This is a genomic window from Alteromonas macleodii ATCC 27126, from assembly GCF_000172635.2.
In the GTDB taxonomy this organism is placed as follows: domain Bacteria; phylum Pseudomonadota; class Gammaproteobacteria; order Enterobacterales; family Alteromonadaceae; genus Alteromonas; species Alteromonas macleodii.
In genome coordinates, this window is record NC_018632.1 from 2,292,235 (window position 1) to 2,304,809 (window position 12,575).

Here is a 12,575-nt window from a genome sequence, read left to right on the forward strand (position 1 = left end):
TTTTGAGTACTTTTTTACTATTTCTACGGATCCTGAATCCGAGTTTTATCGTAGTACATGCAATACGAATAATATTAAGATTTGGCGCAATGCCTGAGGAAAAAAAGTGACCGTTCCCGTTAGTATAATGTGGTTCAGACAAGACCTTCGTGTAAAAGACAATCCGGCCTTAAACGCTGCCTGTGATATGGGAAAAATTGTACCCATCTACATATATGATGACACTGCACCTAATGGCAGAGAGCCTGGGGGGGCAAGTAAATGGTGGCTGCATCATTCACTCTCGTCGCTCAATAAACGCTTGAACGGACATTTACAAATATTTAAGGGTGACCCACAGACACTTATTCCAAAGTTAATGAAGTCATTTAACGCTAAAGGTATCTTTTGGAATCGGTGCTATGAGCCATGGCAAATAAACCGCGATAAAACGATCAAGAAAACCTTAATCGAGCATGAATATGAAGCCCATAGCTGTAACGGCAGCTTACTATGGGAGCCAATGAAAGTATTGAAGAAAGACGGTACACCGTATCGCGTATTTACACCCTACTACAAGAAGGGCTGCCTGCAGGTTGAAGAGCCTCGTTATCCCAAAGCACCACCCGCACGTATTACTTATGCGGATGTCGACAACGACAGCGATGGATTAACATCGCTAGATTTACTCCCTTCCATCAACTGGGATGCAACCATTGAAAAAGAGTGGTCACCAGGCGAAGACGGCGCCGCTGATAATTTAGCTGACTTTATTGAAAATTCAGCACGTAAATACAAAGACGGCAGAGACATACCGTCAGCCAATGGGACATCGCGTTTGTCGCCGCATTTACACTTTGGTGAAGTGTCTCCAAATCAAGTTTGGTACGCGATAAAAGACAAGTTTGGAAATAGTGAAGACAAAAGCATTGAAACCTACTTGAGTGAGCTAGGTTGGCGCGAGTTCAGCTATTATTTGCTGTTCCATTTTCCTACTTTGCCTAATAAGAACTTCAACGAAAAGTTCGATAAGTTTCCTTGGCGCACAGATGCGAAAGCGCTCAAAGCGTGGCAAAAGGGAAATACAGGCATTCCTATCGTAGACGCTGGCATGCGCGAACTGTGGCAAACGGGCTACATGCATAATCGAGTTCGCATGATTGTGGGCTCGTTTTTAGTGAAAAATCTATTACTTAGTTGGCATGAAGGCGAGCGATGGTTTTGGGATACATTGTTGGATGCCGACCTTGCGAGTAACAGTGCTAGTTGGCAATGGGTTGCGGGTTCTGGCGCTGATGCTGCGCCTTACTTCAGAATATTTAACCCAATACTACAAGGCGAAAAATTTGATAAAAAGGGCAACTATGTGCGTAAGTATTGCCCTGAGTTGAAAAAGCTGTCAGACAAGTATATCCATAAGCCATGGGAAGCCCCTTCGGCGATATTGAAAGATGCAGGTATAGAACTTGGTAAGGAATACCCAAAACCTATTGTTGATTTAAAAGCATCGCGTCAACGCGCGCTAGACGCATTCCAAACATTAAAAGAGTAGGGTATGGCAGCACTCATTTTAGTTTTAGGCGATCAGCTTACCGAGACGTTGCCAGCGATTGCTAACGCAGTAAAAAGCAAAGACACAATTTTGATGGCGGAAGTACGTGAAGAAGCCACCTACGTTAAGCACCATAAGAAGAAGATAGCATTTTTGTTTAGCGCAATGCGTCATTTTGCCAAAGCGTTGCGAGACGACAATTTTAACGTTAACTATGTTCATTATAGCGACAAAAACAATCAGGGCGATTTACTCGCTCAGGTTAAGCATGAACTTAACGGAAATGATTTTGACGAAGTAAAGGTGACTATGCCCGGAGAGTACCGCTTACTCAAAAGCATGGAGCAATGGGAAAACGTGCTTGGCATACCCGTTAGTATATGTGATGACAATCGCTTTTTATCGTCCCCACAAGAATTTACGGACTGGGCTGAAGGCAAGAAACAACTTCGAATGGAGTTTTTTTACCGTGAGATGCGTCGCAAACACAACGTGCTCATGGAAGGAAAAAATCCCATTGGCGGTAAGTGGAATTACGATGCCCAGAATCGCGAAGCAATGCCTGAAACCCAGAGAGTACCGAAGCATTCTACGTTTGAGATTGATGACATTACTTCGAAAGTTATCGAGCTCGTAAAAAGCGAGTTTAGCGATCATTTTGGCGATATCAATAACTTCCACTTTGCGGTAACTCGAAAAGACGCACTCAGCGTATTGAATACTTTTATAGAAGAAAGATTACCTAACTTTGGTCAGTATCAAGACGCCATGGTGGAAGGCAAGCCTTGGCTTTACCATTCACATATCGCGTTTTATTTGAACTGCGGTTTATTGACGCCAAAAGAAGCCATTCATGCAGCCGAGCAAGCTTACCATGCAGGGCAAGTTCCACTGAATTCTGCTGAAGGGTTCATTCGCCAGATTCTGGGCTGGCGGGAGTATGTCAGAGGGTTCTATTGGCACTTTATGCCAAATCTAAAAACTGATAACTACTTCAATAACAGCCGCGCATTGCCCTCGTTCTTTTGGGACGCCCAGACGAATATGAACTGCATGCGCCAGTGTATTAAAGAAACGCAGCAGAACGCTTATGCCCACCACATACAAAGATTGATGGTTATTGGTAATTTTAGTCTTTTAACTGAACTTAGCCCTGAGGAAGTGCAGGCATGGTATCTGTTAGTGTATGCCGACGCATATGAATGGGTTGAACTTCCTAATGTTGCGGGCATGATTTTGTACAGCGATGGAGGTAACCTAGCAAGTAAGCCGTACGTCGCAAGCGGAAGCTACATCAACAAGATGAGCAATTACTGCAAAAATTGCGGATACCAAGTTTCTAAAAAGACCGGACCAAAAGCGTGCCCGTTTAACTACTTATACTGGCACTTTATTGACAAACACAAGGAAAAATTGAGCAACAATCACCGCATGGCCATGATCTATAAAACCTACGGGCGAATGAAAGAAGAAAATATCGAAACTATGAAGCAAGATGCCTCAACATTCCTGACTAAGCTAACGAAAAATGAAGAAGTCTGATTTACCCACCAAAATTTGTCCGGTTTGTCAGAGACCATTTACTTGGCGCAAAAAATGGGAAAAGAACTGGGAAAATGTACGTTATTGCTCAAAACGTTGCGCTTCATCAAAAAAGTCAAAACATCAAGAGCCTTGCTGACACAAAGCGAAAGGGCAGGTAATGAATTCTTACCGTGAAAAATATTAACCCTTACCAAGACGACAAAGCAACAATATATTAACAAGTGTGACAAATGTAACCTTAATTGATTGCGCCACATAACAAACTTAGGATTGCATTATATTGATTTAGAGAAGTAGTAATGTCACTTTCTACAAAAGATGCAATCTTACACAACCCATTGATCGGCACTTTTTTTAAGCAAGCTTTCTTATCGCTCATAGGCCTTGTTGCTTTAACGACTGCAAGTCTAGTCGATGGCATCTTTATAGGACAATATGTCGGTGCATCTGGGTTAGCCGCAGTTTCATTACTATTACCCTACATCACCTTTCTGGTCGCTCTCTCGTTAATGCTAGCCATTGGAGGAAGCGTATCGATTGGTACTTTTATGGGGAAGGGCGACACAAAATCTGCCAGTGCGCTATTTACACAAATAATCGTTGTTGCTGTAACGCTTAATATTATGTTGGCAGTGGTAAGCTTCGTTGCAGAGCCTTTTCTATTCTGGCTTCTTCACATTCCGTCCGATGTCGTACCGTTGACTAGAGAGTATTTGTCAGTAATCCGATGGGTCTTCATTTTTCAATTTTCTACGATGGTGTTTTACTATCTTGTCCGTGCAGACGGTTACACCAAGCTTGCAACTATTGCATTAGCATTGGGTGCAGTGACAAATATTTTACTCGACGCATTATTAGTGGCGTACTTGGAATACGGTATTAAAGGCGCAGCTTACGCAACGGCTGCTGCTCAAATTGTGCAGCTCTCTGTACTACTTCTTTATTTTGGTGACAAAAATCGTGCAATAACCTTTTCGACGTTTAATAAGCCATGGCGTCGTGTATTCAGAGCCGTGAAAAATGGATTATCTGAGTTTACTAATGAAATTTCTGTGGGTGTTCTTTTTCTTGTAATTAACACTCTGCTCGTTATCAATTCTGGCAGCATTGGCGTTGCGGCATACAGTGTAGTTAACTACTTTATCTTTTTAAGCATTATGCTTAGTTTCGGTATAGCAGATGCGCTTCACCTGCTCGTCAGCTACAACCGCGGAGCGAGCCACACGTCACGTGTCAATGCTTTCCTGCTTATAGCGCTAACTACAGCATTCATAGCAGGGCTAATATTGACGGTTTGTTTACTGTGGTTTAATCATGTTTTTGTGGCGCTTTTTATCGAGCCTTCCCAACAGCAAGCTACTAAATACGCGCACACTATCATTTTATATGTTTGGCCACTGTTTCTTGTAAATGGCTGTAACGTACTGCTCAGTGTATTTTTGACTGCAATTGAAAAACCATTACATTCCGCTGTCATAGCGTTAGGTAGAAGTATTTTATTCCCTGTTAGTTTCCTAGTATTGCTATTTCACTTCACGCCATCGCCCCTGGCTAATGAAGGTAACGACATCAACATTTCCTTCCTTGTTGCGCTGCCTGCGGCTGAATGGGTGACCTTTTTACTCGCAGTGGTTTTGGTTTATAAACATTACTTCCTAAAAAATACCCACATGTAACAAATGTAAAATTTATTGCTAATGAGAACCATTCTCACTAGATTGACCCGGTAATTTGCTCATCTTAAAAGGGTCTGTACATGACTTCAGTAGCTAAGAAACAAGCTAATATCGCGTCGTTTCAAGCGTTTTTTAATGCTTATATTAAAGAAATCGATTCCGGTGTTTGGCACACAAAAGAAGACTGGGTAATTCGGACAGGAATACAGTTACAACCAAACGACAACTATGCCGTAGAGCTATATTTAACCTCTACTAATACTCGACTTTCAATATCAGCATCCTACCGCTCTACAGTAGGTCGTCATGCATTCACAGCAGTTTTCAAGCAACTCCCCAATAGTTTTCAATGGGAAGAAGTATCATTAATGAACGCTATTTTGTTGCTTATTGACGAAATATACAGTGGTAGCAAAGAGAGCCATGAGCTAAATGATGCAGTCGACGAGCAGAGTTTAGAGCTTTACGCCAGAACAATCGAAAGCCATCAGATTATGGCGCTTTACTTAGAAAACCGTGCTGGCGATCCCGATCTCGCAAGTAATAAGTTTATTGATTCTGAACAAGCTATACTTTTTGGTCATTGGTTACACCCTACGCCAAAGTCAAGACAGGGCATGCACCGATGGCAGCATGAACTTTTTACCCCAGAGCTAAAAAGCAAATTTAGACTGCATTATTTTGCTGCCAAGCAGGATATCACTCTTTCTAATAGTGCTGAGTCAATTTCAGCCTTTGAGATACTAGAAGATATTGTTTTAAGCGATGGCAAAGATTCTACAAAAACACTTATCGAAAAACTTCGAAAAGACAGTTTAAAGCTGCTGGCTCTGCATCCGCTTCAAGCGGATTGGTTGTGCGCTAAGCCTCACATTCAAGATCTGCTCAACAAAGGTGAGTTGATTCAATTGGGCGAATTAGGGCCTCTATTTACACCTACGTCTTCCGTCAGAACGTTGTATAACGCCGAGCTTAATTACATGGTTAAGCTATCGATACCAGTAAAAGTAACGAATTCGTTGCGAAAGAACATGCACCATGAGTTAGAGGCCGGAGTAACACTTTGTCGACTGCTTCAACGATGCGGCTTTTCAAGGCTTTATCCTAAATTCAAGTTCATCGACGACCCGGCTTATATTTCATTGAACGCTGGCGACTCAAAAGAAAGTGGGTTTGAGTTGATACTCAGAAAAAATCCATTTAACTCAAAAAATGAAATCACAGGGCTTGGCGGAACGCAATCTATAGCCGCCTTGGTCCAAGAGCCACTTGCACCAGGAACTTACTCGCGACTTGCCAAAATAATCCATATGTTAGCCCAGAAAGAAGGCGAGGAATGTGCTGATGTCGCGCTAACTTGGTTTGATAATTACCTAGACTGTGCAATTGAGCCAGCAATCAGACTTTTTGACCAGTGTGGTATAGCGTTAGAGGCGCACCAGCAAAATTCGCTTCTGGATTTAAGCGAAGGTTACCCAACTGCTTACTATTATCGTGATAACCAAGGGTTTTATTTGTCAAAAGAAAGACAGCAAATTCTTGAGACTATGGAACCGCGACTCGCTCAGTGCGATGACCTGTTTTACGGTGAACAAATGATAATTAATCGCTTCACATACTACCTATTCTTTAATCAATTATTCGCTGTCATCAATCGCCTAGGTGCCGATCAACTTGTTCAAGAAGGTACGCTACTTCAAAAAGTGTACACCAGGCTAAATTCCATTCTTCCCACTTTAGGTTCGTTGGGCACAGCATTCGTCACATCGGTATTGGGGCGAGAAAAACTGCCTTTCAAGGCCAATCTTCTGACTCGCGTTGAAGACGTGGATGAGTTAGAAGCCGAAGACGAGCTAGCTGTTTATGTCTGGGTAACCAACCCGTTTAAAAGCGTTGCGGTTCGAAGTGAAACGCCATCGCTCGTTTGTAAACAAGCGAGTAAATTAGAAGAGGTGATTGCTGATGCTTGCTAGTTGCACTTTAGACACTACCGAAGAGCATCTCAGCGTGCTTACAGGAACAAGGGGAAAAGTATCGTGTAAAAACGAGAAACGCGTTGTTCGACAATTATTTGAAGCGCTTATCTTCGAAGGCTTAGTTGATTTCTGCTTTGAGGATGGACTTTTCACTTTTCAAGTGGGCGACAATTTTGTAACAGCTAATGGCAAACAAACGCTTTTCAGTCGGGTTCGTCTAGATGCCAATTCTATTAAGATAAACGGTGACCCTCTTACGTTATCTGACGCAGCAAAAGTTATCCATACGCTTCCTTGCAGCAGAGAAAGACAAAATAAGCTAGTCGAAGAGTTAAAACATACACTGTTACTTTGCCGCTGGAATCAACAAAACCTGCTACAACTCTCAAGTAGACGAGCACTGAGCTATATTCGCTTAGAATCTGCTCTGATTGAGGGCCACCCGTACCATCCATGCTTTAAATCAAGAAGTGGCTTTAGCATTGAAGACCACGAAAAATATGGGCCTGAAGCCAGCAATACGTTTAAGCTTCATTGGCTTGCAGTAAAGCGTGAATACTTGTCCGTAAATTTCAACGGTGAAGTAGAGCAAAGTTTTTGGAAAAGAGAGCTAGGCCAATCTACCTATAAAAATCTGTCTGACAGCTTACGTAAACACGGCGGGGATAACCTACGTTACTGTTTTTTACCGGTTCATCCGTGGCAATATGACAAGCTAAAGCCTTCTCTTGAAAAACCGTTATCAAACGGTGACGTTTATTCTCTAGGCTTAGCTGGAGACGATTATCAAGCCAGTATTTCATTAAGAACCTTGCTCAATACAAGTAACGTTAACAAAGCGAGCGTCAAACTGCCGCTCAATATCGTCAACACGTCCTCTTTGCGTACTATTGAACCTCATTCAGTTTGTACTGCGCCACATATCTCAAATTGGTTGGCTAACCTAATAGCCGAAGATGAGTGGTTACAAAGCCGTGATGCGCTAACTATACAAAGTGAATACGCGGGCATTTCGCTGAAGCAATCAGCGGATAGTGGAGAAAATGTCAGTTGGGCTGATGATTTATCCCCAAGCCTTAGTGTTATCTTTCGCGATGCCAGTGTGCTGAACGAACCGAATTATCAAACTGTACCATTCGCCGTACTTGCAAGTACTGAAGTTGACGGAAAGCCTTTCGTGGCGCACTGGATTGAGAAACATGGAGTAGAAAAATGGCTAGAAGCGCTTTTTAACACGGTTGTTCTTCCCGTCTGGCATTTATTGATTCATCACGGTATAGCCATTGAGGCACATGCTCAGAATACGTCCGTTGTACTGAAAGATGGATTACCTGTGAAAGTCATTCTGCGGGACTTTCACGAAAGTTTAGAGTTCGTGCCTGACTTTCTTGCGAACAAAAGTAACGTACCAGAATTCGATAAGATTAATCCAGAGTATGTTAACGCACCTGCCAATCTTTATTACTGGATGGAAGACGTCGAAGCCTTGCGAGAGCTATTTGTCGATACCGTGTTCGTCTATAACTTGACCGAGCTGTCGTTTCTTTTCTCTGAGCAGAACTATTGTGATGAGAACACTTTTTGGTCAAAGGTATGTAGTGTCTTGCGTTCCTACAACGATAGTGGTGTGACGCCACATAGCCGAATTAACCGTCTCAATATATTTGAAACACAGGTTATTACTGAGTCGCTTTTGAAGAAAAAACTCTACGCAAGCAATGCGCATGAAGAGTTCCACCATACCATTACAAACCCTTTAGCAAAATTTGCCAAAGATACCTGCGGAGAATCGTATGCTTAGTATTGACGATAATGTCCTCTCAGCCCAAGACATCAGCTCGAAATTTAAAATCTTTTCAAACGCACCCTATCTGAGCTCAAAAAAGGGTAGTGTGGCTGTGTGCATAGAAAGCGTCAGCGACTGGCTTTCACTGTGTTTTTACGCGAAGGAAGCGGGCCTTACCGTGATGCCAATTCATGCCAGTACGCCAGAAAAACTAGCGAAAAAATACGCGGAAAATGCCGGTTGCTATGCCCTCATTTACCAAACTCTAAACAATGTAATTATATTCCCTAAAAACGAAAAGCCTGATAATACTCCAGGATTAATTCAAATGAGCTCTGGAACCACTGGTGCACCAAAGAGCATAAAACGGTCTTGGCGTAGTATCGATCAAGAGGTGTCTGCTTATGTTGCACATTTCAGTGCACCCAATTCAATGACTCCGGTGATTGCTTGCCCTGTTACTCATTCTTACGGGCTCATTTGCGGTATATTCGTTGGCCTTGCCAGAGGCAAGCACCCCAGAATCTTTACCAGTATAAACCCTAAACATTTGCTAAAAGCATTGCTCAAACTTGAGCAACCATTGCTGTATTCGTCACCGTTAATGATAGATACCGTATGTATGCTATGGCCCAAGACAAGCAAACTTCACGCGGTAATGACCTCTGGCACACTCATGTCAGGACCTGTCTTTGAGCGAGCCAAATCAAAAGTGGAACATTTTTATCAGCAGTATGGATGTTCTGAGGCCGGGTGCGTTGCAATAAGTAAAACCTTTGAAAGCACAAATGTAATAGGCGAAGTCCTTCCTCACCTTAATGTTAAAGCAGGCAGCAGCCAAAGCGCTCCCAGTGAAATAGTTATCAAAATCAAACAACCGCTTGATGGACAATCGGCCGAAATTTATACCAATGATCTCGGTTATTTTGAAGACAAAGATGGTGTGCACCAACTGTGCTTCGTTGCCCGCCAAGACGATACCATTATTGTATCGGGGCTTAATGTGTACCCCAAAGACGTGGAAGACGTTGTGCTTAGTCACCCTGACATTGACGATGCCGTTTTATTTAAAGTAAAGGACAGAAGTACAGGCTATCGAGCTTATCTTCAATTTTGCGCGCCACATCGTTATTCGAATGAAGATAAGGCCGCGTTGCGAAGTTGGTGCCACAAGCAACTAGCCACATATCAGGTGCCGTTCGATTTCATACAGGTTGATGCGATCAAGCGCTTACCCAATGGGAAAGTAAATCGCAACGAAATTGCAAAGAATTTCCAGTTAGAAGCAGAAACAACAGCAGCTACAGCCTAGAGTACGTTATGAATTCAGAGTCCTTAATAAACACAATTGAACACGTGCTGGCACATGACATGGAATGCAAGCACATGCAAAAATTTTCTCCACGAGCTCGTTTAAACGAAGATCTCTATATTGATTCAGTGTTGCTTATGCAGTTGCTTATCCATTTAGAGTTGAATCACGATATTGAAATACCAGAAAGTGCAATATCTCAGGAGGATGTTAATACTGTCGAGAACCTTGCTCACTTCATTTTATCTTATCAGCAAACCAACAACATTGAGGTAAGTGATAGTGTAGATGAAGTGCCTTTCGAAGACATTAAAGTCCACTGTTTTGTAAGCTGTTTGTGTGAATGTATAAAAGCATCCCCCAAAGTCGATCATCGTCCTTTTTATTTTGGTGTGTGGGACGCGGAGGTAGTCGTCAATGAAGACCACATGCTTGCCTATCACGACGAATCTATTAGCCACGACTTTTTTATTCAATGGTATAAGGAAATTTATGGCGTAGAGGTTACCTCTTGGTATAACAATGAACAGACGAAAGCTCAGAACATTGCCAATTTGGAAAGGTTGCTCTATGACGCAACGCCTTCCCAGAACATCATGGTAATGCTAGATATGTACTTATTACCTGAGCGAGAAAATAAGTTTAACCAGAATCCTTTCCCTCACTATGTAATGCTAAAGAAGACGGAAGATACGGAACGGTGGCTTATGTTGGACCCAGACTTCAGGTGGGAAGGAGAAGTTAAGCGTAAGGATGTTCTCAACGCTATTTCATCACCACATGTTGCGGGGGGCTACGTATTTGATAGTAATCATATAACGCATTCTTCTCTGCAAGCTATTTCCAGTTATTTCGATGCTACATTTTTCCCTGAACACAACGTGTTAACGGATGCAATCCGGAAAGTCATTGTAGCTCATCAAAAAAAATCTGCTGATAGAGCATTACTGGGTAATGCCCTTAAGCAAATCCCCGTTCTTGCAATTAGGAAATACGCCTATGAACATGGCTTTGCTTTTTTCTGGAGAGACATTGGATTTCCAGAAGTAACATTCGAGCTCTGGTGTGATGAAATAGAAAAGCTGGTTTCTACATACAAAGCAATACAATACCGAGCGATCAAGCTCTCTGAATTAGCTAAAGAGAATCAAGACACATTACCGTTGTTTGATGAACTTTTCACATTACTCAATGAGCAAGATACCACGGAGAGAAAAATTAAATGTAAGCTTCAAACTGTGTACCAAGACTGGCTAGTTTTTCACAACCTTCAAGATAAAAAAGCTAACAATACCGTGGGCGTAGAAAACTTGGAGGCCGCCGTATGAATCTTTCAGTATGCACTATCACTTTTAGGCACCAACTTATCTCAATCGCTGAAATTGCAAAATGGTCTGTGGCAAATGGTTTTCAGGGGATCGAATTATGGGGTGCACATGCTACGAATTTAGAAGACCAACCCGAGTATGGGAAAGAGTGGCTCTCAAGCTACGCGTTGAAAACATCCATGCTAAGCGATTATCTGCCACTTTTTGAAGGGAACGACGCTTTGTATTTTAAGGTTCATCGCCTTTGTCGTTTGGCTAAACACTGGGGGGCAACCAAGATTCGCACATTTGCTGGCAACGAAGGCAGCGCAGCCATACCTGAAGACCGAAAAACCCTGCTTTTCGAGCGGTTACAACTTGTTTGTGATTGGCTTAGCGACTATGGGCTTAACTTAGTTATCGAAACACACCCTAATACTTACGCTGACTCGGTGGGTTCTACCATTGAATTGTTTGAAAAAGTTAACAAAGACAATTTGCAACTAAATTACGATGTGTTGCATGTATGGGAATCTGGCGCTGACATTATTTCCTCTTGTGAACAACTCGCGCCATATATAAATCATTTTCACTTTAAAAACATAAGTAGCAGTAAACACTTAAGTGTGTTTGCTCCAGACAATGTGTATGCCGCAGCAGGCTCGCGAGAAGGCATGGTCCCCATTTTCGACGGTGCTGTAGATTATCAAAGGTTTATTGAATACCTGTACTCGAAAACAACTCTGCGAAATATTGACTCTTCACTCGAGTGGTTTGGGAACAATTGCAAGAATATCCTCAGTCAGGACAGATATAAATTACAGAAAATGAGCCAGGCCGCGACTACCGCTCAAGCCATTTAAGTATAACTGCAAAAATATATACAAAAGGACTTGTCGATATGTTTTCGATTTCAAATGTTCTCGCTTTACAAGCCATTTTCTGGGGATGTACAGCGCTTTATTTTTCGTCTGATCACCAAAGAACGTTCGCTCAATCAATGCCAAAGGCTTTAGCCAACACGCTTTTTGTTGCCACTATCGTGCTGGCGGCCTTTCTTCTAGGAATGCAATACAACGCTTGGGCAATGATCTTTTCTACGATTACCATGATTATTTTTAATTTAGCGCTAGTGACTTTTACGGGTGCACACGAAAATCGTCCCTTAAGGCTACTTGCATATGGAACAGGCGTTAACGTTGTATTAGCGCTCATAGGAGGGGTTTATGTGGCGTAAAACCTATCTGTCCTTTCTAATTGGATTACTACTTAGCACAAGCATCATTTTGAATCTTAACCACTTTTTACCATTCGATGTAGATGTCAAATTGCTGGTGGGTTACATACTTGGATTTTTGATTTGGGCGGGGTTAATGAGTTACTTTTTCTGTTTCGAAAAGACTAAAAAGCCAGCGCTTCAATGCCTTTCCGTTTTGACTTTT

At 42.3% G+C, this 12,575-nt stretch carries 10 protein-coding genes; all 10 read left to right on the forward strand.

Translation table 11 applies throughout. The features are described 5' to 3' along the window. Nucleotides 1-106 precede the first annotated feature (106 nt). The 10 genes from MASE_RS09695 (at nt 107) to MASE_RS09735 (ending at nt 12,370) form a co-directional block, all read left to right on the forward strand. Nucleotides 107-1,531 (forward strand): cryptochrome/photolyase family protein, encoded by a 1,425-nt coding sequence (locus tag MASE_RS09695; RefSeq protein WP_014949563.1) that lies wholly within the window; start codon nt 107-109, stop codon nt 1,529-1,531. Between the two features lie 3 nt (nt 1,532-1,534). After that, nucleotides 1,535-3,073, forward strand: a complete 1,539-nt coding sequence (locus MASE_RS09700) for a cryptochrome/photolyase family protein (protein WP_014949564.1) — start codon at nt 1,535-1,537, stop codon at nt 3,071-3,073. Further along, entirely contained in the window at nt 3,060-3,212 is a 153-nt protein-coding gene (locus MASE_RS19915; RefSeq protein ID WP_014949565.1) for a DUF2256 domain-containing protein, read from the forward strand. The genes MASE_RS09700 and MASE_RS19915 overlap by 14 nt, the downstream gene beginning before the upstream one ends. 163 nt (nt 3,213-3,375) lie before the next feature. Next, complete coding sequence (locus MASE_RS09705) at nt 3,376-4,752, forward strand: MATE family efflux transporter (protein ID WP_014949566.1); 1,377 nt, start codon at nt 3,376-3,378, stop codon at nt 4,750-4,752. An 80-nt stretch (nt 4,753-4,832) separates the two neighbouring features. Then, entirely contained in the window at nt 4,833-6,725 is a 1,893-nt protein-coding gene (locus MASE_RS09710; protein WP_014949567.1) for an IucA/IucC family protein, read from the forward strand. Continuing rightward, nucleotides 6,715-8,529 carry an IucA/IucC family protein gene (locus MASE_RS09715; RefSeq protein WP_014949568.1) on the forward strand — a complete coding sequence of 605 codons (1,815 nt, stop codon included), beginning with the start codon at nt 6,715-6,717 and terminating at the stop codon, nt 8,527-8,529. The genes MASE_RS09710 and MASE_RS09715 overlap by 11 nt, the downstream gene beginning before the upstream one ends. Beyond that, nucleotides 8,522-9,826, forward strand: a complete 1,305-nt coding sequence (locus tag MASE_RS09720) for an AMP-binding protein (protein WP_014949569.1) — start codon at nt 8,522-8,524, stop codon at nt 9,824-9,826. The genes MASE_RS09715 and MASE_RS09720 overlap by 8 nt, the downstream gene beginning before the upstream one ends. 74 nt (nt 9,827-9,900) lie before the next feature. Then, the gene (locus tag MASE_RS09725) at nt 9,901-11,154 is read left to right on the forward strand and encodes a DUF6005 family protein (protein WP_232362839.1); all 1,254 of its coding nucleotides are present in this window, start codon (nt 9,901-9,903) and stop codon (nt 11,152-11,154) included. Further along, nucleotides 11,151-11,996, forward strand: coding sequence for a sugar phosphate isomerase/epimerase family protein (locus tag MASE_RS09730; protein ID WP_014949571.1), 846 nt, complete (start codon nt 11,151-11,153; stop codon nt 11,994-11,996). The genes MASE_RS09725 and MASE_RS09730 overlap by 4 nt, the downstream gene beginning before the upstream one ends. A 38-nt stretch (nt 11,997-12,034) precedes the next feature. Next, the gene (locus tag MASE_RS09735) at nt 12,035-12,370 is read left to right on the forward strand and encodes a hypothetical protein (protein ID WP_014949572.1); all 336 of its coding nucleotides are present in this window, start codon (nt 12,035-12,037) and stop codon (nt 12,368-12,370) included. Nucleotides 12,371-12,575 lie beyond the last annotated feature (205 nt).